The sequence below is a fragment of the Streptomyces termitum genome (genome assembly GCF_014650175.1).
Taxonomy (GTDB): Bacteria; Actinomycetota; Actinomycetes; order Streptomycetales; family Streptomycetaceae; genus Streptomyces; species Streptomyces termitum.
This window is the reverse complement of the sequence record NZ_BMUL01000003.1, coordinates 273,003-295,396: the sequence shown is the minus strand read 5'-3', so window position 1 is coordinate 295,396 and position 22,394 is coordinate 273,003. Positions and strand designations below refer to the sequence as shown.

The following is a 22,394-nucleotide window of genomic DNA, read 5'->3' as shown; positions in this document are numbered from 1 at the left end:
GCGCGGTCGGGGCGGTACGGGGGCGGCGGTACGGGGCCGCCGCGCGGGGCGGCGGTACGGAAGGCGTACGGGGAGGGGCGGCGGGGGCGGTACGAGGGGCCCGCGCGAGGTGGCGGTACGGGAGGCCCGACGGGGCGGGGCGGGGCGGGGTGGCGGGGCGCCGCCCCGGGCCGTCCCGCGCGTGCCCGGCGGGCGCGTGGACGCGGGACGAGGCGGCCTCTCGGACGCCGGCCGTCCCCGCGCGTGCCCGGCGGGTGCCCCGGCTCCGGACCGCGCCCGCGCGGGGCGGGCGGTCCGGTCCGGCCGGGCCGGGGGTGGGGCCCCGGACCGGCCGGGGTTCAGCGGCGGCGGTTGACCTCGACGTTCTCCAGGACGCCGAGCGCGTCGGGCACGAGGATCGCCGCCGAGTAGTAGGTGGTGACCAGGTAGGAGATGATCGCCTGCTCGCTGATGCCCATGAAGCGGACGGAGAGGCCGGGCTCGACCTCGTCGGCGAGGCCGGTCTGGTGCAGGCCGATGACGCCCTGGTCGGACTCGCCGGTGCGCAGGCAGAGGATGGAGCTGGTGCCGGCCGGGGTGACCGGGATCTTGTCGCAGGGGAAGATCGGGAGTCCGCGCCAGGTCGGGACGCGGGTGCCGGCCACGTCGACGGTCTCCGGGACCAGGCCCCGCCGGTTGAGCTCGCGGCCGATGGCGGCGATGGCCTTCGGGTGGGCGAGGAACAGCTTGGAGTCGCGGCGGCGGGAGAGCAGCTCGTCGAGGTCGTCGGGGCCGGGGACGCCGTCGTGCGGCTGGATCCGCTGCCCGTAGTCGCAGTTGGCGAGGAGGCCGAACTCCCGGTTGTTGACGAGCTCGTGCTCCTGGCGCTCGCGCAGCGCCTCGACGGTCAGCCGCAGCTGGTGCTCGGTCTGGTTCATCGGGTGGTTGTAGAGGTCCGCCACGCGCGTGTGGACCTTGAGCACGGTCTGGGCGAGGCTCAGCTCGTACTCGCGGGGCGCCGCCTCGTAGTCCACGAAGGCGTGCGGGACGAGGGCCTCGCCGACGTGGCCGGCGGAGAGGTCGATGGCGGCCTCCCCGTAGCCGTTGGTGGGGCGCTCCGGGCGGCCGGCGACGCCGGCCAGGTGGGAGGCGAGGGAGCCGGTGCGGGCGGCGAGGGCGGTGACGTCGTCCCGGGTCAGCTCCAGGACGGTGCAGGAGGTGGCGGCGCGGGCGGTCCACTCCTGGACGGCGCCGTCGGCGAGGAGGGCGTCCTCGCCGAAGTAGGAGCCGTCGGCGAGGACGCCGAGGACGGCCTCGTCGCCGTAGGGGCCCTCGCCGACCTGCTCGACCCGGCCGTGGGCGAGGAGGTGGACGCGGTCGGCGGGGGCGCCGGCGGCGGCGATGACCTCGCCGGGGGCGTAGACGCGCTGGACGCAGCGGGCGGCCAGCTCGCGCAGGGCCTCCTCGTCCTCGTACCCGCGCAGGGCGGGCAGTTCGCCCAGTTCGGCGGGGATGACGGCGACCCGCTCGCCGGTCTGGACGAAGGTGACCCGGCCGTCGCCCACCGCGTGGCTGAGCCGCCGGTTGACCCGGTAGGCACCGCCCTTGGCCTCGACCCAGGGCAGCGACCGCAGCAGCCAGCGGGAGGAGATCTCCTGCATCTGCGGGGCCGATTTGGTGGTCGAGGCGAGGTTCCGCGCGGCGTCGGTGCCGAGACTCTGCTGCGGCGCCTGCTGCGCGAGGACCTCGTCGCCAACCGAACCAACGGACATGGAACTCCCTCTCGTACGTCTGGCTTGCGAAGGAGAGCCTTTCAGCACGGAGCGTCGCCGCGCCATTACACAATCGGGTGGGACTGTTCGGAGGTCTTCGGGGCATGTCGCCCGATTTCCCGCCGGACGGCGGAGCGCGAGGACCGGCCGGTCTGTCCGAATCCGCTCGCACGTGGCTCGAACGCGTAGCGGTGACGGAACGGAATCCGGTACTCCGGAAGTTCGGTCCGTTCCGCTTGGAAGGAGCACGCCATGGCGGTTCCGCTGTCCGCGAGCAGGGTTCTCGGCGCACTGCGCGGCGAGGGTCTGAAGGTCGTCGAGGTCGGCGCCTGGTCCACCCACAACAGAAACCACAAGGGTCCCTGGGGTCCCGTGCACGGGGTGATGATCCACCACACCGTCACCCGGGGCACCGCGAGCACCGTCCGCATCTGCCGGGACGGCTACGCGGCGCTGCCCGGCCCGCTCTGCCACGGCGTGATCGCCAAGGACGGCACCGTCCACCTGGTCGGCCACGGGCGCGCCAACCACGCCGGGCTCGGCGACGACGACGTGCTGCGGGCGGTGATCGCCGAGCACAACCTGCCGCCGGACGACGAGGCCACCACCGACGGCAACCGGCACTTCTACGGCTTCGAGTGCGAGAACCTCGGCGACGGCGAGGACCCCTGGCCCAAGGTCCAGCTGGACGCCATCGCGAAGGCGGCGGCGGCGATCTGCCGGGCGCACGGCTGGACCCACCGCTCGGTGATCGGGCACCGGGAGTGGCAGCCGGGGAAGGTCGACCCGCGCGGCTTCACCATGGCGTCGATGCGCGAGCGGGTCGCCGAGGTGCTGCGCTGAGAGGCGCCGCGCCGACCCGAGGGGGCGGGGCGCCGGGCGTCCGGCGCGCCGCCCCCGGCGGCCCGCCCCTCCCCCGCACCCCCTCCGATCCCCCGTACCCCCTCCGACCGGTGAGAATGGCCGGGTGGAGACCGACGACCTCGCCGCGCTGGCGCCCCGGCTGCCCTCCCCGCTGGAGCCGGTGGAGGACGAGCGGTTCGCCCGGCGCGGCCTGGCGCTGCTGCTGAAGCGGGACGACCTGATCCATCCCGACCTGCCCGGCAACAAGTGGCGCAAGCTGGTGCTCAACCTGCGCGCCGCGGCCGGCCGGCCGGTGCTGACCTTCGGCGGCGCGTACTCGAACCATCTGCGGGCGACCGCCGCCGCGGGCCGGCTGCTGGGCTTCCCCACGATCGGGGTCGTACGCGGCGACGAGCTGGCCGGGCGGCCGCTGAACCCCTCGCTGGCGCGGTGCGCGGCGGACGGGATGCGGCTGGAGTTCACCGACCGGGCCACGTACCGGGCGAAGCACGAGCCGGCGGTGCTCGCCGCCTTCCTGGCGCGGGCGCCGGAGGGGACGTACGCGGTCCCCGAGGGGGGCAGCAACGCGCTCGCGGCCGAGGGGTGCGCGGCGCTCGGCCGGGAGCTGTCCGGGCGCGCGGACGTGGCGGCGGTGGCCTGCGGCACGGGCGGCACGCTGGCGGGCCTGGCAGCCGGTTTCGACGGGCGGGCGCTGGGCGTGCCGGTGCTGCGGGGCGGTTTCCTGGGCGGGGAGGTGCGGGCCCTCCAGGCGGCGGCCTTCGGCGGGCCGCGCGGCGACTGGCGGCTGGACGAGCGCTTCCACTGCGGCGGCTACGGCCGTTCGAATCCCGAGCTGGACCTTTTCGTACGGGACTTCGAGGCGCGGCATGGACTCGCCATCGAGCGGCTGTATGTCGCCAAAATGCTGTTCGCACTGGTGTCCCTCGCCGAGGAGGGCGCGTTCGCACCGGGGACCCGGATCGCGGCGGTCGTCACCGGCGCCCCGGACGCCCTGCCGCAGGACACGGCCTAGTCCTCCTCCTCGCGGTGGGCGGCGGCCTCCTCCAGGTCGAGGCGGCGCAGCAGGGTCCGCATCATCTCGTCGTCGATGCGGCGCTCGTCGCGGAGCCGGACGAAGACCTCGCGCTCGGCGTCGATCAGCTCCCGGGCGAGCCGCCGGTAGGTGTCGTCGGCGGTCTCGCCGGTGAGTTCGTTGACCGCGCCGAGCCGTTCCCAGACGCCGTTGCGGCGGCGTTCGAGGACGGTGCGGAGCCGGGCGGCGAGGGGGCCGGGGAGGGCGTTGCGCTCGTCGGCGAGGAGGGTGTCGAGGCGTTCCTCGGCGGCCCGGGACGCCTCGCTCTGCGCCTGGGCCTCGGCGAGGATCTCGGCCCGCCGGTCGCGGCCGGGGAGCTTCAGGGCGCGGATGAGCGGCGGCAGCGTGAGGCCCTGGACGACGAGGGTGGCGATGACGGTGGTGAAGGTCAGGAAGAGGACCAGGTTGCGGGCGGGGAAGACGACGCCGTCGGCGACGACGGGGATGGAGAAGGCGATGGCGAGGGAGACCACGCCGCGCATGCCGGCCCAGCCGACGATCACCGGGGCCTTCCAGTCGACGCCGGGCTCCCGCTCGCGGACGCCGGCGGAGAGCCAGCGGGGCAGGAAGGTGGCGGGGAAGACCCAGACGAAGCGGACGACGACCACCAGGACGAAGACCCCGGCGGCGTACCAGAGGGACTCCCCGATGCCGTACGGGCCGAGGCCCTGGACGACGTAGGAGAGCTGGAGGCCGATGAGCGCGAAGACGGCGGATTCCAGGACGAAGGAGACCATCTTCCACACGGCCTCCTCCTGGAGCCGGGTGGCGAAGTCGACCTTCCACGCCTTGTGGCCGAGGAAGAGGCCGACCACGACGACGGCGAGGACCCCGGAGGCGTGCACCTCCTCGGCGGCGGCGTAGGCGATGAAGGGGATGAGCAGGGAGAGGGTGTTCTGGAGGAGGGGTTCGGTGAGCCGCGTGCGGAGCCAGTGGATGGGCACCATGAGGACCAGGCCGACGCCGATGCCGCCGATCGCGGCGAGGGCGAACTCGCCGAGGCCGCCGGCCCAGCCGATGCCCGCCCCCACGGCGGCGGCGACGGCCACCTTGTAGGCGGTGATGGCCGTGGCGTCGTTCACCAGGGACTCGCCCTGGAGGATCGTGGTGATCCGGTGCGGCAGGCCGAGGCGGCGGGCGATGGCGGTGGCGGCGACCGCGTCCGGCGGGGCGACGACGGCGCCGAGGACGAGGGCGGCGGTGAGCGGCAGGTCGGGGACGAGGAGGTACGCGAGCCAGCCGACGGCGACGGTGGCGAAGAGGACGTACCCGACGGAGAGCAGCGCGACCGGTCTGATGTTGGCCCGCAGGTCCAGGTAGGAGGATTCGACGGCCGCCGTGTAGAGCAGCGGCGGCAGGATCAGCGGGAGCACGATGTGCGGGTCGAGGGTGTAGTCGGGCATCCCCGGGAGGTACGAGGCGGCGAGGCCGACGGTCACCAGGAGGAGGGGCGCCGGGACGGGGGTGCGGCGGGCGAGGCCGGCCACCGCGGTGCTCGCCGCGACCAGGGCCACCAGGTGCAGTGCGTCCATGGGCTTCGTCCCGTCCGTTCCGTTCCGCCGCGGCGCGTCCCGTCGCCGTACCCTGGCCATCATGATCGAGTGCCCGCACGTAGCGGAAATGCCGCGCCCCGAGCCGGTCCCGCTCCACGCCACCTGCCCCGAGTGCCTGGCCGAGGGGACCAACCCGGTGCAGCTGCGGCTCTGCCTGTCGTGCGGGCACGTGGGGTGCTGCGACTCCTCGCGGGGGCGGCACGCCTCGGGGCACTTCTCGGCGACCGGCCACCCGGTGATGCGGAGCTTCGAGCCGGGCGAGGCGTGGCGCTGGTGTTTCGTGGACGAGTCGCTGGTCTGAGGACGTTCTCGGGCCGGGGCGGTTCGAGGGGGCGGCCGGTGGGTACGTCACCCCTCCGCCGGTCGGCGTCGTCGGCCCCGCACACCCCCGGACACGTTTCGCGCCCATGGGCCTACCATGAGTGACGGGCCGGAACCGGGGTCCGGGGGGCTTCCGGCGACACGGCGGGACGGATCGCGATAGCGTCACGGCGGACTGCGCAGCCCCTGCGTACCGCCCGGTTCGGGGGCCTCCTCCCCCGGGCCCCGAATGAGTTTGTGCCACCTTGGAGGTGAGGGTGTCCCAGATCGCAGGCGAGCCCGGGACCCAGGACTTCGTGGAAGTCCGGCTGCCCGCTGCGGGTGCCTATCTGTCCGTGCTGCGTACGGCCACGGCCGGTCTCGCGGCGCGCTTGGACTTCACCCTCGACGAGATCGAGGACTTGCGGATCGCGGTGGACGAGGCGTGCGCGATCCTGCTCCAGCAGGCGGTGCCCGGCTCGGTCCTGAGCTGTGTGTTCCGGCTGGTGGACGACTCCCTCGACGTGACCGTGTCCGCGCCGACCACCGACGGCCGGGCCCCCGAGCGCGACACCTTCGCCTGGACGGTGCTGTCGGCACTGGCGGGCAAGGTGGACTCCTCGGTCGCGGAGGACAAGACGGTCTCGATCAGCCTGTACAAACAGCGCGGCGCGGGGCCAGGCCCGGCGTGAGGACCGGGGACGCGACGGCCGGCATCCCCGGTCAGCAGGCACGGCCGCATGAGGTCGCTACGGAGCAGCAGGCGGACCAGATGAGCGAGCACGAGCAGCAGCACGACGAGGCTCCCCCGGGCCCCGGCGAGGAGGCGTCCCCGCCGGCCGCCGGGGAGCCGGGGGCCGGACCGGACCGGGACGCCGGAGACTCCCCCGGCGAGAGCGGCGAGACCGGCGACAGCGACGGGTCCGGCGAGAGCGACAGAACCGGCGAGGACGGGGAGACCGGGGAAGCCGCCGGCGGCGGGGCCTCCGGCGGGCACCGGCCGCACGACCGCAGCGGCGCCCGCGCGCTGTTCGTGGAGCTGCGGGCGCTGCCGGAGGGCTCCCCGGAGAAGGCCGAGCTGCGCAACCGGCTGGTGCGGATGCACCTGCCGCTGGTCGAGCACCTGGCGCGGCGGTTCCGGAACCGGGGCGAGCCGCTGGACGACCTGACGCAGGTGGCGACCATCGGCCTGATCAAGTCGGTGGACCGCTTCGACCCGGAGCGGGGCGTGGAGTTCTCCACGTACGCGACGCCGACGGTGGTCGGCGAGATCAAGCGGCACTTCCGGGACAAGGGCTGGGCGGTCCGGGTGCCGCGCCGGCTCCAGGAGCTGCGGCTGTCGCTGACGACGGCGACGGCGGAGCTGTCCCAGCAGCACGGGCGGTCGCCGACCGTGCACGAGCTGGCGGAGCGGCTGGGGATCTCCGAGGAGGAGGTCCTGGAGGGGCTGGAGTCGGCGAACGCCTACTCGACCCTGTCGCTGGACGTGCCGGACACGGACGACGAGTCGCCCGCGGTGGCGGACACGCTGGGCGCGGAGGACGAGGCCCTGGAGGGGGTCGAGTACCGGGAGTCGCTCAAGCCGCTCCTGGAGGACCTGCCGCCCCGGGAGAAGCGGATCCTGCTGCTTCGCTTCTTCGGCAACATGACCCAGTCGCAGATCGCGCAGGAGGTCGGCATCTCGCAGATGCACGTCTCCCGGCTGCTGGCCAGGACCCTGGCGCAGCTCCGGGACAAGCTCCTCGTGGAGGAGTAGGTCAGCCCTCCCGGCGGCCGGGCCCCCGGATGCCGAGGGCCTCGGTCGTGGCCGGGTTCACCAGCAGGACGAGCCCGGTCACGGAGAGGACCGCGAGGACGATCCCGAAGGGGATGAAGCCCTCGGTCTGGAGCAGCTGCCAGGCCACCGGCAGTGCCAGGATCTGGGTGATCACCGCCGGGCCCCGGCTCCAGGAGCGGGACCGCCACAGGCCGAGCGCGGCGGCGAGCGGGATGAGGCCGAGTGCGACGAGGGTCACTCCCGCGGTCGTCCCGCCGGTGAGGTCCCCGCCGTCGCCGGCGACGGTCCGCACCAGGACGTAGAGGCCGCCGGCGAGGAGCCCGAGGGCCTCGACGAGGGCCACCCCCGCGGCGGCGGCCAGGCGGGAGGGGCGGGAAGTCTGCTCCGTACTGCTCATGCAGGGCAGCGTAACGGGGAGGCGTACGGGCACGGGGCCGGGGCGGCCCTTCCCGCCCGGCGCCCGCGCCCCTTCCGCACCGCGCGGACGCCCCCTGCCGTACGGCGCGTACGCCTCCTTCCGTACCGCGCGGACAGCCCTTTCCGTACGGCGCCGACAGCCCTTCGCGTACCGCACCGACAGCCCTTTCCGTAGGGGGCGGACGACCCCGTGCGTACGGCTCCGGCGGCCCGCCCCGACCGGTTCCCGTCCGCCGCGCGCGGCCCCTCCGGGCCCGTTCCGTGCCGTGGCCCGCAGGTGGGGCGGGGGGTGTCCGGGGAGCGGGCGGGGGTGGGATCGGTACCGCCGGGTAGGTACGCTGGCGGGCATGCGCGCACTTCTCGTGGTCAATCCGGCAGCCACCACCACCAGTGCCCGCACCCGTGACGTACTGATCCACGCGCTGGCCAGCGAGATGAAGCTGGAGGCGGTCAGCACCGAGTACCGGGGGCACGCCCGGGACCTCGGGCGGCAGGCCGCCGAGTCGGGCGAGGTGGACCTGGTCGTGGCCCTGGGCGGCGACGGCACGGTGAACGAGGTGGTGAACGGGCTGCTGCACGACGGGCCCGACCCGGACCGGCTGCCGGGGCTCGCGGTGGTGCCCGGCGGCTCGACGAACGTCTTCGCCCGCGCGCTGGGACTGCCCAACGACGCGGTGGAGGCGACCGGCGCCCTGCTGGACGCGCTGCGCGAGCGGCGGACCCGGACGGTGAGCCTCGGGCTCGCCTCGGGAACCCCGGGCACCCCGGACGAGGAGGTGCCGTCCCGCTGGTTCACCTTCTGCGCCGGACTCGGCTTCGACGCCGGAGTGGTCGGCCGGGTCGAACAGCAGCGCGAGCGCGGGAAGCGGTCCACGCACGCGCTCTACCTCCGCCAGGTGCTCCGCCAGTTCCTGGAGGAGCCGAACCGGCGGCACGGGACGATCACCCTGGAGCGGCCCGGCGCCGATCCGGTCGAGGACCTCGTCCTTTCCATAATCTGCAACACCTCCCCCTGGACCTACCTGGGCAATCGCCCGGTGTACGCGTCCCCGGAGGCGTCCTTCGACACCGCGCTCGACGTCCTCGGACTGAGCCGGCTGTCCACTCCGGCGGTGGCCCGGTACGCCACTCAGCTGCTCACTTCGACCCCGGAACGGGGCCCTCGCGGCAAGCACGCCACGACTCTGCACGACCTGACCCGCTTCACCTTGCATTCGAAGGCGCCACTCCCCCTCCAGATGGACGGAGACCACCTCGGACTGCGTACGAGCGTGACGTTCACAGGCGTTCGCCGTGCACTGCGTGTGATTGTGTGAGTGGAAGGGCCGAAAGTCCTTGCACTCGAACGTTTAGGCGCGCATCCACCCCTTAGAAGTACGGCTGTGACCTAGCCGACACCGAGGAATCCAAAAAAACTTTTCGGAAGGGGTTGTATCCGCTGCCGAGGTTTGCGAGTCTCTTCTTGGCGATCGGGACGGCCCGCAACACCGGCCTCCACTGAAAGCCAGAACCCCTCCTCAAAACCAAGGACCACGCCGGTTCCTCCGGCAGTCGGCCCTTCACTTGTTGAGGGATTCGTGAAAGCGTTCACATTCACAAGCAACTTGCACGTCACACCAAGAGAGGTAGCAGCCATGGACTGGCGTCACAACGCCGTTTGTCGTGAGGAAGACCCCGAGCTGTTCTTCCCCATCGGCAACACCGGTCCTGCGCTGCTGCAGATCGAGGAAGCCAAGGCCGTCTGCCGCCGCTGCCCCGTCATGGAGCAGTGCCTGCAGTGGGCGCTCGAGTCCGGCCAGGACTCCGGCGTCTGGGGTGGCCTCAGCGAGGACGAGCGTCGCGCGATGAAGCGCCGCGCCGCCCGCAACCGGGCGCGCAACGCCAGCGCCTGAGCCACCTGCACAGCCTGAGGCGCCGGCGGCGCGTACACCGTGTACGCAATCACCGCCCCACGAGCCGCAGCACGCAGCAGTAACACCGCAGTACCCCAACAGCATTCGAGCCCCGGACCGAATTCCCTTCGGTCCGGGGCTCGCTGCTGTGAAGCGCCTTTCACGGAACGTCACTTCCGTGAACGCCCCTTCTGTGAACGGCTCTTCTGTGAACGGCTCTTCCGCTGGCGCCACTTCTGCGGGCGCCACTTCCGTGAACGCTACTTCTGCGGGCGCACCGGAATGTCCAGGACCACCTTGGTGCCGCCCTCGCCGCCCGGCCGCATGTCGAAGGAACCGCCCAACTCCCCCTCCACCAGGGTCCGAACGATCTGGAGTCCGAGATTGCCGGCCTTCTGCGGATCGAATCCCTCGGGCAGGCCCCGGCCGTCGTCCCGGACGGTGATCAGGAGCCGGGCGTCCGCGCGGGGTTCGCCGCGGACCGCGCTCACCTCGACCGTGCCGTGCTCGCCGGGGGCGAAGGCGTGCTCCAGGGCGTTCTGGAGCACCTCCGTGAGGACCATGGAGAGCGGGGTGGCCACCTCCGCGTCCAGAATGCCGAAGCGGCCGTTGCGGCGGCAGGTGACCTTGCCCGGGGAGATCTCCGCGACCATCGCGATCACCCGGTCCGCGATCTCGTCGAACTCCACCCGCTCGTCCAGGTTCTGGGACAGCGTCTCGTGCACGATGGCGATCGAACCGACGCGCCGCACCGCCTCGTTGAGCGCCTCGCGGCCCCGGACCGAGTCCATCCGGCGGGCCTGGAGGCGCAGCAGCGCGGCCACCGTCTGGAGGTTGTTCTTCACCCGGTGGTGGATCTCCCGGATGGTGGCGTCCTTGGTGATCAACTCGCGCTCGCGGCGGCGCAGTTCGGTGACGTCCCGGAGCAGGACCAGCGAACCGATCCGGCTGCCCTTGGGCTTGAGCGGGATGGCCCGCAGCTGGATCACCCCGCCGCTGCCCTCCACCTCGAAGTTCCGGGGGGCGTAACCGGAGGCCAGCTTCACCAGGGCCTCGTCGACCGGGCCCCGGGAGGGGGCCAGTTCGGCGGTGATCTGGCCGAGGTGCTGGCCGACCAGGTCGGCGGCGAGGCCGAGCCGGTGGTAGGCGGAGAGGGCGTTGGGCGAGGCGTACTGGACGACGCCGTCCGCGTCCAGCCGGACCAGGCCGTCGCCGGCCCGGGGCAGCGAGTCCATGTCGGACTGCTCGCCGGGATAGGGGAAGGTGCCGGCGGCGATCATCTGGGCCAGGTCCGAGGCGGACTGGAGATAGGTGAGTTCGAGCCGGGAGGGGGTGCGGACGGTCAGCAGGTTGGTGTTCCGGGCGATCACGCCGAGGACCCGGCCCTCGCGGCGCACCGGGATCGACTCGACCCGGACCGGGACCTCCTCGCGCCACTCCGGGTCGCCCTCGCGGACGATCCGGCCCTCGTCCAGGGCGGCGTCCAGGAGCGGGCGGCGGCCCCGCGGGACCAGGTGGCCGACCATGTCGTCGTGGTAGGAGGTGGGGCCCGTGTTGGGCCGCATCTGGGCGACGGAGACGTACCGCGTGCCGTCGAGGGTGGGGACCCACAGGACGAGGTCGGCGAAGGAGAGGTCGGAGAGCAGCTGCCACTCCGACACCAGCAGGTGCAGCCACTCCAGGTCGGAGTCGCTGAGGGCGGTGTGCTGGCGGACGAGGTCGTTCATGGAGGGCACGGTGCGAGCGTACCCGCGGAATTAACGGGGGGTGAACCTGGATCTCCCGCCCTCCGTGATGGAGGATGGGCCGGGAAAGAGCGCGTGCGTGTGGATGGACAGACAAGAATGGTCTAGTCCACAATGGACGCATCGAACTCCACACAGCCTCCATCCTCCCCGCACAGGAGGATGGACGAGGTACCCGGCGCTCTCTGCCCTGACTGCGCCGAGACCTCCCTTCACGGCCGAGGGACCGCACACCCCCGGCCGGGTACACCCGGGCTGCGGTGCCGGGCGGGCTGAGGGTCCCGCCGGGCGCCGCGGCCCGCGGCTTTTCCCGGGCCCCCTCCCCTTCTCTCCCCTCCTCCGCCCCATCCCCGCTCCACCCCTTGTCCCCACGGCCCGATCGGCCGGTTCGAGTGGCCGGTGGATGACGTGCGGCCGACCATGGAGGAAGCCCCGCGCGGCAGGCCGTCCGGGGTACGGAACGACATGAGGAGACGGCCTCCCCTCTGCTAGATTTGGGCTTTGATTGGTCTATACCACAGGACCCCTCACCAGCCCCTCACCAGATCGGCAGGCACAGCGTGGAAGTTGTCATCGTCAAGGACGCCAAGGCGGGCGGCGAACTGATCGCGGACGGCATCGCCGGCCTCCTGCGCCGCAAGCCCGACGCGCTGCTCGGCGTGGCCACGGGCTCGACCCCGATCCCCATCTACGACGCCCTGGTCGCCCAGGTCGCGGCGGGCACCGTGGACGCCTCGCGGGCCCGGATCGCCCAGCTGGACGAGTACGTCGGGCTGCCCGCCGGGCACCCGGAGTCGTACCGCTCGACCGTCCTGCGGCAGGTCGTGGAGCCGCTCGGCCTCCCCCAGGACCACTTCATGGGCCCCGACGGCTCCGCCGAGGACGTCCAGGCCGCCTGCGAGGCGTACGACCAGGCGCTCGCCGACGCCGGCGGCGTCGACCTCCAGATCCTCGGCATCGGCACCGACGGGCACATCGGCTTCAACGAGCCGTGCTCCTCGCTCGCCTCCCGGACCCGGATCAAGACGCTCACCGAGCAGACCCGGATCGACAACGCGCGCTTCTTCGACGACGACATCGAGCAGGTGCCGCACCACGTCATCACCCAGGGCATCGGCACCATCCTGGAGGCCCGCCACCTCGTGCTGCTCGCCACCGGCGAGGGCAAGGCCGAGGCCGTCGCGCAGACCGTCGAGGGCCCCGTCGCGGCGCTCGTACCGGCCTCCGCGCTCCAGCTCCACCCGCACGCCACCGTGGTCGTGGACGAGGCCGCCGCCTCCAAGCTGAAGCTCGCCGACTACTTCCGCCACACCTACGCCAGCAAGCCCGCCTGGCAGGGCATCTGACACCCGGCGCGCCTCCCGCACGGCGACGCGGAAGGGGCCCGGCACCTGGAGTTCCAGGTGCCGGGCCCCTTCCGCGTGCCCGTCGGGTCCGTCAGGCGCCGGTGCCGGCCACGGCCTCGGCGGCCGCCCGGCCGCAGACGCGGGCGGCGCCGTGCGTCGCGATGTGCAGGGCACCCCGCGGCTCCGCCTCGTTCAGACCCATCTCGACCACCACGGTGTCCGGGCGGGCCGCCACCAGGGCGTCCACGGCCGCGGTCATCCACGGGTGGCGGTGCAGGTCGCGGACGACCGCGACGATCCGCCGCTCCCCCGCCGCCTTGAGCGCCGAGTCCGCCCCGGCGTCCTCGCCGAAGGAGCCCGTCTCCGTGCCCGGCAGCAGCCGGTCCAGCTCGGCGGCGATGCCCCAGGGGGTCTCGTCGCCGACCGCGAAGTTGGCGACCGGAGTGAAGGAGGCGACGAACGGCGCCCCGGAGACCGGGGTGTAGACCCCGGCGCCCTTGGTGATCCGCAGGGCCCGGCGGGCCGCCACGAGTCCGATGTCGGCGCCGGGCGCGGTCCCCTCCTGCACTGCCGCGCCCGACGCCGATCCGGCCCCCCTCGCCCGGTGCGCCTGGGTCCAGGCCGCCAGGGCGCGCACGCGCGCCGCGGCGTCGGCCAGCCGCTCCTCGGGCAGTTCACCGGTCCGTACCGCGTCGACCAGCGCGTCGCGCAGCTGCAGTACGGTGCCCTCGTCGCACAGGCCGCCGCCGACGCAGATGGCGTCGGCGCCCGCCGCGATCGCGAGGACGGATCCGCGCTCGATGCCGTACGTCGCCGCGACGGCCTGCATCTCCATGCCGTCGGTGACGATCAGCCCCTCGAAGCCCAGCTCCTGGCGGAGCAGACCGGTGAGGATCTGCGGGCTCAGGGTGGCCGGGTGGCGGGTGTCGAGCGCGGACAGAAGGATATGCGCACTCATGACCGCTTTGGTACCCGCGGCGATGGCCGCACGGAAAGGCACCAGCTCACGGGCGTGCAGTGTGGCGAGGTCCACATCGATCCGGGGCAGCGCGTCGTGCGAGTCGACGTTGGTGTCGCCGTGCCCGGGGAAGTGCTTGGTGCAGGCCGCCACGCCGACGCCCTGGAGGCCGTCCACGTACGCCACGGTGTGCCGGGCGACCAGGTCGGGGTCGGGGCCGAAGGAGCGGACCCCGATGACCGGGTTCTCGACGTTGGAGTTCACGTCCGCCGAGGGGGCCCAGTTGAGGTCGATGCCGCAGGCGATGAGCCGGCGGCCGAGCTCGCGGGCGACGGCCCGGGTCAGCTCGACGTCGTCGACCCGGCCCAGGGCGTAGTTGCCCGGGAAGGACGAGCCCTCGTTGACCTCCAGGCGGGTGACGTCGCCGCCCTCCTCGTCGATGGCGACGAGGACGTCCTCCCGCTCGGCGCGCAGCTGCGCGGTGAGGCGGGAGAGCTGCTCGGGACCGGCGACGTTCCGGCCGAAGAGGCCGACGGAGGACAGGCCCTCGCCGATCCGGCGGAGCAGCCAGTCGGGGGCGGTGGTGCCCTCGAAGCCGGGCTGGAGCACCGTGAGCGCGTCACGGGTCAGGGTGTCCGTGGCGTGTACGAGTGTGGTCATGGCGCCGTTATCCCTTCACCGCGCCGGCGGTCAGACCTGCGGCCATCTTGCGCTGGACGATCAGGAAGAGGATCACGATGGGGACGGCCATCATGGTGGAACCGGCCATCATCGGGGCGTACTCGGTGCCGTTCTTGGTGATGAAGTTGCTGAGCCAGACGGTGGCCGTCTGGTTCGGCTGGCTCATCAGCATCAGGGCGTAGAGGTACTCGTTCCACGCCTGGATGAAGCCGTAGACCGAAGTGGCCACCATGCCCGGCGCGAGCAGCGGGAAGACAACCCTGATGAAGGCGCCGGAGCGGGTGCAGCCGTCGACCATGGCCGCTTCCTCCAGTTCCTTGGGGATGTTGACGATGAAGCCACGCAGCGTCCACACCGTAAAGGGGAGGATGAAGGTCAGATAGGTGATGATCAGACCGCTGAGCTTGTCGTACTGCCCGAGGTCGTTGAGGAGCAGGAAGACCGGGATGATCATGGCGACCAGCGGCACCATCTGGACCGCGAGGATGCCGACGATCACGATCTTGCGGCCGCGGAAGGCGAAGCGGGAGATCGCGAGGGCGGCGAGAAGGCCGACCGCGATGCCGATGACGACCACGACGAGCGAGACGGAGAGGCTGCGGAGGACCGGGCCCCAGAAGTCCGCGATGTCGAGGGCACGCTTGAAGTTCTCGAGCGTGAAGGTCGACGGGAAGAAGTGCGGGTCCGGGTCGATCGCGTCCTTGGCCGGCTTGAAGGCCGTGTTGAGCATCCAGTAGACCGGGAAACCGGCCGTGAGGACGACGAGCAGGCCGAGGAGGTTCCAGCCGAGCTTGGACTTGCGGCGGCGGGTTGCGGTCGGGGCCGGCGATTTGGCCGGGGCTGCCGTGGCGTTGGCGGCGCTCACTCCACGTCTCCGATCTTGAGCATCTGGCGCATGTAGACGGCGACGACGCCGAGCAGCAGCAGGACCGTGACGAGCGCGATCGCGGAGCCGGTGCCGTAGTCGTTGACGACGAACGCCCGGTCGAAGGAGTACGTGGTGAGGAGCTGGAACTCGGCCTCGGGGTGGCCGTTGCGCATCACGTAGACCTGCGGGAAGACGCCCATGTCCCAGATCACCGACAGCGTGGTCAGCATGACGATGATGGGCTTGAGGATGGGCAGGGTGACGAAGCGGAAGACGCCCCAGGCGCCGGCTCCGTCCAGACGGGCGGCCTCTTCGAGCTCCTTGGGGACCTGGGTGAGGCCGGCGCTCAGGGTGATCACCACGAAGGGCACCGCACCCCAGACGACGAGCAGCATGATCACCGCGAGGCCCTGCGGACCACTGGCGAACCAGTTGTGGCCGATCATGTCAACGCCGGGTATCCGGCTGAGCAGCCAGTTCAGCACTCCGTAGTCGGCATCGAACAGCCACTTGAAGATGGCGGTGGCGACGATGATGGGCATGCCCCAGCTCGCCACGAGCACGATGTTGATCAGCGCCTTGACCCAGCCCGAGACGCGCTGGAGCAGGAGGGCGATCAGCATGCCGAGGACCATGGTGACGATCACGGCGCCGGCTGCGAAAATCACCGTGCGCAGGACGACGGCCCAGAACTCGCTGTCGCCGAGGACGGTGGCGAAGTTGTCGAAACCGGCCGACTCCGGCTCCTGGAAGCCCCACAGCTGGGGCTGGCCGAACTTCTGGAACGAAAGAACGACCAGTCGGACCAGCGGATAGCCGAGCACCAGAACCAGGACGAGGAGGCATGGCGCGAGAAGCAGCCATGGGACGCCCGCCCCGCTGTTGGGCTTCTTGCCGGGCTTCCCCGGGGCACCGGCTGCGGAGCCGGGGGGTGGCGATTGCCGCACCGGCGGCACCTTCGCGGTGGTTGTGTCTGCGGCACTCATCCCGTGCTCCTCAGCGATCCCTCTCGTGCATGCGGGCGGCAGGGCCCCGCGCGGTGCGGGGCCCTGCCCGTCGGTCACTTGGTGTTGATGACCTTGTCGATCGCGGTGTCGGCGGCCTTCGCGGCCTCCTCGACGGACTTGCCCTTGGCGATGTCGATGAGCATCGTCTTGAGGATCTGCGCCTTCTCGACCTGACCCCAGCCCGGAGCGGTCGGGACGAAGTAGCTCAGCTCGGCCGCGGTCGCCGGGACGGCGGTGGCCGGGTCGTTCTTCAGCGGGGCGAGGTCGGCCTTGTTGTTCGGCAGGTTGCCCTTGCCGATGAGGCCCTTCTGGCCCTCGGCGCCGGTGAAGGCGGCGATCCACTCGGCGGCGACGTCCTGCGCCTTGGACTTGACCGGGATGGCCAGGTCCGAGCCGCCGAGGAAGACCGGGAGGGGCTTGCCGGACGGGCCGGGCATCACGAAGTTCTCGAGCTTGTCCTTCAGCCCGCCGACCTTGTCGCTCTTCGGGTCGGCCGCGGTGGCGCCTTCCCAGCCGGCGGCGAAGATCGTCGCGGACTTGCCCTGGCCGAAGACGACGGGACGGTCGGACTCGTCCTTCGTCTTGTCGCCGTGCATGTACTTGTCGAGGATGCCCTTGTACTCGTTGAGGCCCTTGAGGGACTCCGGCGAGGACAGGTTGGCCTTCCAGGTCTCGCCGTCCTGCTTGGCGATGGAGCCGCCGGCGTCGAAGACGAAGGACATCGCGGCGTACCAGTCGGGCGACGGCTGGTACCAGGCGCTGAACTTGTCGCCCTTCTTCTCCTGGATGGCGTCGAGGGCGGCGGTCAGCTCGGCCCAGGTCTTCGGGGCGGCCTTGACGCCCGCCTCGGCGGCGATGTCCTTGCGCCAGGTGCCGACACGGCCACCGGCGTAGTAGGGGACGCCGTAGGTCTTGCCGTTGTAGGTGACCGAGTCCTTGAGGGCGTCGAGCCACTTGTCGGAGTTCTCGAACTTCGACGCGTCGACCTCGGCGAAGGCACCCTTGGCCATGTAGCTGATCATCTCGGTGTTGCCCATTTCGACAACATCCGGGGCCTTGTCCGTGGCGAGCACCGCGTCAAGCTTGGTGTTCTTGTCCGGCCAGCCGTAGTACTCGTGGTTGATCTTGATGCCCGGGTGCTTCTTGGTCACCGCGTCGTCGGCAGCCTTGACCAGTTCGGGCCAGTTGTTCTGAGCGTCGACCGTCAGCCAGACGGTGATCTCCTTGACGTCCGCGCCGGCCTTGCCGCCGGACTTGTCGGCCGTGTCGGACCCCCCGCACGCCGCGATAGAAACCATCATGCCCGCGACGCCGATCGCCGCGATGAGCTTGCGCTTCACGCCACCCTCCTCAGGGATGCCTGCAACCCCTGCCCACCGCGCGAAGACATACGTCAGGTAGTGCTCGTGGGGCTGGGACCTGGCCTTAAATGGTTTAGACCAGTACCCGGAGCTTGGCCTAGACCTTTGGGGGTGTCAAGGGTGTATAAGAAGGGCAGTCGCGTCCGTTACCGGACCGACACCTGAGGGAGGCCGACGACCCGTGACCGGTCCGTGCCACCATGTGAGCCGCGACAGACGGAGGAGCCGGTGACGGCAGCAGCACAGTCGGAAAGGCAGGCCATGGCCACGGAGGCGGGCAGTACGGAGACAGAGGGCGGAGCGGCGACCCGCACCGCACGTGTACCAAAGTACTACCGGCTGAAAAAGCACCTCCTCGACATGACGGAGACCCTTCCGCCCGGCACACCCGTGCCGCCCGAACGGACCCTGGCCGCCGAGTTCGACACCTCGCGCACCACCGTGCGCCAGGCGCTCCAAGAGCTGGTCGTCGAGGGCCGGCTGGAGCGCATCCAGGGCAAGGGCACCTTCGTGGCCAAGCCCAAGGTCTCGCAGTCCCTCCAGCTCACCTCGTACACCGAGGACATGCGCGCCCAGGGGCTCGAACCCACCTCGCAGCTCCTCGACATCGGGTACGTCACCGCCGACGACACCCTCGCCGGTCTGCTGGACATCACCGCCGGCGGGCGGGTGCTCCGCATCGAGCGGCTCCGGCTGGCCAACGGCGAACCGATGGCCATCGAGACCACCCACCTCTCGGCCAAGCGCTTCCCCGCGCTGCGCCGCTCCCTGGTCAAGTACACCTCGCTCTACACCGCCCTGGCCGAGGTCTACGACGTACACCTCGGCGAGGCCGAGGAGACCATCGAGACCTCGCTGGCCACCCCGCGCGAGGCCGGGCTGCTCGGCACCGACGTCGGCCTGCCGATGCTGATGCTCTCCCGGCACTCGGTGGACACCCAGGGCGAACCGGTCGAATGGGTGCGCTCGGTCTACCGCGGCGACCGCTACAAGTTCGTGGCCCGCCTGCAGCGCCCCAACGAGTGACGGTGAGGGCGGGGCACGGCATCGCCCTGAGGTCCGACTCCCCGCCCGGCCGCCGGTTCGGCCACCCGTCCGCGGGACGGCGGCCCGCCGAGCGGCGTACGGCCGCGTGACCGGTCGGGTGCCCGTGACTTCACGGGTCGCCCTTGCCCTTGCCACCGGCTCGTGGACGGGAAACCCTTCGGGTTCCGTTCCGCGCGGCGCCCACCTGCGGCGTCGCGCGTCGAGAGCGTGAACCGCGAGGGTTTCCCCTCCCCACCGACCGCCGCCCGGCCCCGTCGTCCGACCCGCAAGCGGCCGGCACACCGCCGCCCGCCCACGCACGAGATCGACTCACCGGTCAACGTCCGTCCAGCGCGAAAGGAGGCCGCCGGATCGGCGGCCTCCTTCACCCCTCGCAGCCAGGTCGGCTCAGCTGCTCAGCTCCACGTCGATGTAGCCGTACACGCCCGCGCTCCCGTTGCCGGAACAGGAAGCCGTCGACCAGCCGCTGCTGATCCAAGGACCGAAGACCTCGAACGTCCGCCCGGAGTTGGCGATACACGGAACGACCACTCGGTACTTCTTGTACCCGCCCAGGCTGGTACACGAGGCCCTACCGGTGTATCCGTTCACCTTCTCCTTCGAGCACGAAGCAGTAGGCGTATCGGCAACGGCGGTTCCCGCCCCGACGGGGAACGCCCCCAGGGCAAGAGAAAGCGCACCGACCGCTGCCCACTTTTTGCCGCGAACCATGACCCTCCCCCTACTTCCGAAGCTCGAAGTCAACAGAGAGGTACCTGGCGCCGCAACTCACTCGCGACGTCGTCAGCGCCCCCACCGCCTCCCAAGGGCCGTACTTCTTGAACGTGTAGGTGTTGTTTCCCGCGATGCAGGTCGCCACCACTCGATATGTCGAGTACAGCGCCGACGGGTCATCGTTCGCGTAGCAGTGGGCCACGGCCTCACTACCCACGATCTCGGTGGTGCACCGAATACCGGCAGAGGCCGTCGGAGCGGCCACCATGACCACTCCGCCTGCCAGAACTCCAGACATCAGAGCAGCACTTGCAGCCTTGCGGAAATTCATTCATTCCCCCTCATAGCCGATGAGACCCTCCCTCGGCGGAATCACGAACGTACCAAAGAGAACCATCGACAGTGATGGACTAGACCAGATATGACCGGGAATCGATATCCCGATCAAAAAAGACGACACGCAGCAATCGATCCGAATCCGCCACGCGGTGTTCGACCTGGGAACTCCGGATACAGAAAAGGCGCCCGCCGACCTGGGACGACGGGAGTTCTTCAGGATTCCATCGGCACCGGCCGGAAAGGCGCCCCGCAAGGGAAACCCTCTCCCCGCGCCCGCGGCGACGTTCACGGCGGCCCATGGCTCAAACCTGATCCCGTACGGCGGCCCGACCGCCCGGGTGCGGCCGACCGGGAGGCGCGGTCCGCCCGGCCCGGTCCGCGGCAGGGAGGGAACCGTCTTCGGCCGGCCCCGGCAACGCGGCCCGCGCTTCCGGATCATCCCCCCTCCACGCCCATCGCCGCGACGGTCACCGCGGCCCCGCGCCCGCGCAAGGACTCGGCCGGCTCCGGCGAGGGCGCCGCCCATCTGGTCACCGAGGCCGTGAACGTGCTCCCGGCCGTGGGCACGAGGGGCCAGTCATCGGCGACTCCGCGCTCCGCCCGCAGCCGTTTCGAGGCCGGCGTGCGGGCCGGGAAAGAGGGCTGGCTCTGAGCCGAACCGGCGCCCCCGTTCATCCGTGAGGAGGACAGGGGTTCCGCGACGGGAAAAGGTCCCCTACATTTCGTCGGCGTCAATCGGCGCCGCCCGGCGCCAACCGGTGTGCAACGAGGGGACTTTCATCCGCCATGACACAAACCAGCACAGACAAGCCACCGGTCGTCACACCGGTCAGGGCCGTCATCGCGCTCTGCCTGCTCGCCCCGTTCGTCGCGATGCTGTGGGTGAGCTCGTACGCGAAGACCGAACCGCTCCTCGCCGGGATCCCCTTCTTCTACTGGTACCAGATGCTCTGGGTGCTGATCTCGACCGTGCTCACCGTCGTCGCGTACAAGCTCTGGCAGCGCGACCAGCGCGCCCGCCGCGCCGCGCAGGGGGGTGAGGGACGATGAAGGACGTCAACGTCGTCGCGCTCTGCGTCTTCGTCTTCTTCTTCCTCGCCGTCACCGTCATGGGCTTCCTCGCCGCGAAGTGGCGGCGGGCCGAGAACGAGAACAGCCTGGACGAATGGGGCCTGGGCGGCCGCTCGTTCGGCACCTGGGTCACCTGGTTCCTGCTCGGCGGCGACCTCTACACCGCGTACACCTTCGTCGCCGTCCCGGCGGCCATCTACGCGGCGGGCGCGGCGGGCTTCTTCGCCGTCCCGTACACGATCCTGGTCTACCCGCTGATCTTCACCTTCCTGCCCCGCCTGTGGTCGGTCTCGCACAAGCACGGGTACGTCACCACCTCCGACTTCGTCCGCGGCCGCTTCGGCTCCAAGGGCCTCTCCCTCGCGGTCGCCGTCACCGGCATCCTCGCCACCATGCCGTACATCGCGCTCCAGCTCGTCGGCATCCAGGCCGTCCTGGACGTGATGGGCGTCGGCGGCGGCGAGGACACCCACTGGTTCGTCAAGGACCTGCCGCTGCTGATCGCCTTCGGCGTCCTCGCGGCCTACACGTACTCCTCCGGCCTGCGCGCGCCCGCGCTCATCGCCTTCGTCAAGGACACCCTGATCTACCTGGTGATCGCGGTCGCGATCATCTACATCCCGATCAAGCTGGGCGGCTTCGGCGAGATCTTCGCCGCCGCCGACGAGAAGTTCACCGCCAACAAGACCGGCGGGCTCGTCCCCGGCGGGGCGGGGCAGTGGACCTACGCGACGCTCGCGCTCGGCTCGGCGCTCGCCCTCTTCATGTACCCGCACTCCATCACGGCCACCCTGTCGTCCAGGAGCCGCGAGGTCATCCGCCGCAACACCACCATCCTGCCGCTGTACTCGCTGATGCTGGGCCTGCTCGCGCTGCTCGGCTTCATGGCGATCGCCGCCGGGATCAAGGTGCAGAACGGGCAGCTCGCCATCCCGCAGCTCTTCGAGGACATGTTCCCCGACTGGTTCGCGGGCGTCGCGTTCGCCGCCATCGGCATCGGCGCGCTCGTCCCGGCCGCGATCATGTCGATCGCCGCCGCCAACCTCTTCACCCGCAACATCTACAAGGACTTCATCAAGAAGGACGCCACCCCGGCCCAGGAGACCAAGGTCTCCAAGCTGGTCTCGCTCCTGGTGAAGGTCGGCGCGCTCGTCTTCGTCCTCACCATGGACAAGACCGTCGCCATCAACTTCCAGCTCCTCGGCGGCATCTGGATCCTCCAGACCTTCCCGGCGCTGGTCGGCGGCCTGTTCACCCGCTGGTTCCACCGCTGGGCACTGCTCGCCGGCTGGGCCGTCGGCATGGTCTACGGCACGATCGCCGCCTACAACGTGTCGACGCCGAAGCAGGCCCACTTCGGCGGCTCCTCCGCCGAGATCCCCGGCATCGGCGAGATCGGCTACATCGGCCTCACCGCCTTCGTCCTCAACGTCCTCGTCACGGTCGTCCTCACCTTCGTCCTCAAGGCCGTCAAGGCCCCCGAGGGCGTCGACGAGACCTCCCCCGCGGACTACACGGCCGACGCCGGCGACGCCGGGGTCCGCGACCTGCCGAAGGTCGGCGCCGGCAGCCACTGACCGGCGGACACGCGCACGACGACGGGGGTCCGGGGCGGCGAGAGCCCCGGGCCC

Annotated in this window: 21 protein-coding genes; 11 read left to right on the top strand and 10 right to left on the bottom strand. The window is 71.2% G+C overall.

All coding sequences use genetic code 11. The features are described from left to right. Nucleotides 1-338: 338 nt before the first annotated feature. Nucleotides 339-1,751, bottom strand: a complete 1,413-nt coding sequence (locus IE219_RS07485) for a family 2B encapsulin nanocompartment shell protein (protein ID WP_189975764.1) — start codon at nucleotides 1,749-1,751, stop codon at nucleotides 339-341. A 252-nt stretch (nucleotides 1,752-2,003) separates the two neighbouring features. On the opposite strand from IE219_RS07485, the gene IE219_RS07480 reads away from it, so the two are divergent. Together IE219_RS07480 and IE219_RS07475 are read left to right on the top strand one after the other, a co-directional pair. Next, nucleotides 2,004-2,594, top strand: coding sequence for an N-acetylmuramoyl-L-alanine amidase (locus IE219_RS07480; protein ID WP_189975763.1), 591 nt, complete (start codon nucleotides 2,004-2,006; stop codon nucleotides 2,592-2,594). Between the two features lie 124 nt (nucleotides 2,595-2,718). After that, a complete protein-coding gene (locus IE219_RS07475; protein ID WP_189975762.1) occupies nucleotides 2,719-3,627 on the top strand; it encodes a 1-aminocyclopropane-1-carboxylate deaminase/D-cysteine desulfhydrase in 909 nt (302 codons plus the stop codon). Here IE219_RS07475 and IE219_RS07470 read toward each other — a convergent pair. Next, nucleotides 3,624-5,219: a Na+/H+ antiporter gene (locus tag IE219_RS07470; RefSeq protein ID WP_189975761.1), complete on the bottom strand. Its 1,596-nt coding sequence runs from the start codon at nucleotides 5,217-5,219 to the stop codon at nucleotides 3,624-3,626. The two genes, IE219_RS07475 and IE219_RS07470, sit on opposite strands and share 4 nt — an antisense overlap. 61 nt (nucleotides 5,220-5,280) lie before the next feature. Between IE219_RS07470 and IE219_RS07465 the strand changes: the two genes are divergently transcribed. From IE219_RS07465 to IE219_RS07455, 3 genes are all read left to right on the top strand, one after another. After that, the gene (locus tag IE219_RS07465; RefSeq protein WP_189975760.1) at nucleotides 5,281-5,541 is read left to right on the top strand and encodes a UBP-type zinc finger domain-containing protein; all 261 of its coding nucleotides are present in this window, start codon (nucleotides 5,281-5,283) and stop codon (nucleotides 5,539-5,541) included. Between the two features lie 277 nt (nucleotides 5,542-5,818). After that, a complete protein-coding gene (locus IE219_RS07460) occupies nucleotides 5,819-6,232 on the top strand; it encodes an ATP-binding protein (RefSeq protein WP_189975759.1) in 414 nt (137 codons plus the stop codon). 80 nt (nucleotides 6,233-6,312) lie between these two features. After that, nucleotides 6,313-7,296: an RNA polymerase sigma factor SigF gene (locus IE219_RS07455; protein WP_373298785.1), complete on the top strand. Its 984-nt coding sequence runs from the start codon at nucleotides 6,313-6,315 to the stop codon at nucleotides 7,294-7,296. Nucleotide 7,297: 1 nt separating this feature from the next. On the opposite strand, the gene IE219_RS07450 is transcribed toward IE219_RS07455, so the two are convergent. Continuing rightward, nucleotides 7,298-7,714, bottom strand: coding sequence for a hypothetical protein (locus tag IE219_RS07450; RefSeq protein WP_189975757.1), 417 nt, complete (start codon nucleotides 7,712-7,714; stop codon nucleotides 7,298-7,300). A 367-nt stretch (nucleotides 7,715-8,081) separates the two neighbouring features. Between IE219_RS07450 and IE219_RS07445 the strand changes: the two genes are divergently transcribed. Beyond that, entirely contained in the window at nucleotides 8,082-9,050 is a 969-nt protein-coding gene (locus tag IE219_RS07445; RefSeq protein WP_189975756.1) for a diacylglycerol/lipid kinase family protein, read from the top strand. A gap of 318 nt (nucleotides 9,051-9,368) precedes the next feature. Then, nucleotides 9,369-9,626: a WhiB family transcriptional regulator gene (locus IE219_RS07440; protein WP_003953983.1), complete on the top strand. Its 258-nt coding sequence runs from the start codon at nucleotides 9,369-9,371 to the stop codon at nucleotides 9,624-9,626. 260 nt (nucleotides 9,627-9,886) lie between these two features. Here the strand turns inward: IE219_RS07440 and IE219_RS07435 are convergent, their stop codons facing one another. Further along, entirely contained in the window at nucleotides 9,887-11,353 is a 1,467-nt protein-coding gene (locus IE219_RS07435) for a sensor histidine kinase (RefSeq protein ID WP_189975973.1), read from the bottom strand. A 578-nt stretch (nucleotides 11,354-11,931) separates the two neighbouring features. Here IE219_RS07435 and nagB point away from each other — a divergent pair. After that, entirely contained in the window at nucleotides 11,932-12,717 is a 786-nt protein-coding gene (gene nagB, locus IE219_RS07430) for a glucosamine-6-phosphate deaminase (protein ID WP_189975755.1), read from the top strand. A gap of 91 nt (nucleotides 12,718-12,808) precedes the next feature. On the opposite strand, the gene IE219_RS07425 is transcribed toward nagB, so the two are convergent. From IE219_RS07425 to IE219_RS07410, 4 genes are all read right to left on the bottom strand, one after another. Then, nucleotides 12,809-14,335: a glycoside hydrolase family 3 protein gene (locus IE219_RS07425; RefSeq protein WP_189975754.1), complete on the bottom strand. Its 1,527-nt coding sequence runs from the start codon at nucleotides 14,333-14,335 to the stop codon at nucleotides 12,809-12,811. A gap of 7 nt (nucleotides 14,336-14,342) precedes the next feature. After that, on the bottom strand, nucleotides 14,343-15,221 hold the full coding sequence (locus IE219_RS07420; protein WP_189975753.1) for a carbohydrate ABC transporter permease: 879 nt from the start codon (nucleotides 15,219-15,221) through the stop codon (nucleotides 14,343-14,345). After that, nucleotides 15,218-16,210: a carbohydrate ABC transporter permease gene (locus IE219_RS07415; RefSeq protein ID WP_189975752.1), complete on the bottom strand. Its 993-nt coding sequence runs from the start codon at nucleotides 16,208-16,210 to the stop codon at nucleotides 15,218-15,220. Before IE219_RS07415 ends, IE219_RS07420 begins: the two co-directional genes overlap by 4 nt. A gap of 74 nt (nucleotides 16,211-16,284) precedes the next feature. Then, nucleotides 16,285-17,571, bottom strand: coding sequence for an extracellular solute-binding protein (locus IE219_RS07410; protein ID WP_189975751.1), 1,287 nt, complete (start codon nucleotides 17,569-17,571; stop codon nucleotides 16,285-16,287). Nucleotides 17,572-17,853: 282 nt separating this feature from the next. On the opposite strand from IE219_RS07410, the gene IE219_RS07405 reads away from it, so the two are divergent. Continuing rightward, nucleotides 17,854-18,618, top strand: a complete 765-nt coding sequence (locus IE219_RS07405) for a GntR family transcriptional regulator (RefSeq protein WP_189975972.1) — start codon at nucleotides 17,854-17,856, stop codon at nucleotides 18,616-18,618. Nucleotides 18,619-19,026: 408 nt separating this feature from the next. On the opposite strand, the gene IE219_RS07400 is transcribed toward IE219_RS07405, so the two are convergent. After that, nucleotides 19,027-19,170: a hypothetical protein gene (locus tag IE219_RS07400; RefSeq protein ID WP_189975750.1), complete on the bottom strand. Its 144-nt coding sequence runs from the start codon at nucleotides 19,168-19,170 to the stop codon at nucleotides 19,027-19,029. A 190-nt stretch (nucleotides 19,171-19,360) separates the two neighbouring features. Further along, nucleotides 19,361-19,684, bottom strand: coding sequence for a hypothetical protein (locus tag IE219_RS07395; protein ID WP_189975749.1), 324 nt, complete (start codon nucleotides 19,682-19,684; stop codon nucleotides 19,361-19,363). A 794-nt stretch (nucleotides 19,685-20,478) separates the two neighbouring features. On the opposite strand from IE219_RS07395, the gene IE219_RS07390 reads away from it, so the two are divergent. Beyond that, entirely contained in the window at nucleotides 20,479-20,742 is a 264-nt protein-coding gene (locus IE219_RS07390) for a DUF3311 domain-containing protein (protein WP_189975748.1), read from the top strand. Beyond that, nucleotides 20,739-22,340, top strand: coding sequence for a monocarboxylate uptake permease MctP (gene mctP, locus IE219_RS07385; protein ID WP_189975747.1), 1,602 nt, complete (start codon nucleotides 20,739-20,741; stop codon nucleotides 22,338-22,340). The genes IE219_RS07390 and mctP overlap by 4 nt, the downstream gene beginning before the upstream one ends. The last annotated feature ends 54 nt before the right edge of the window (nucleotides 22,341-22,394 follow it).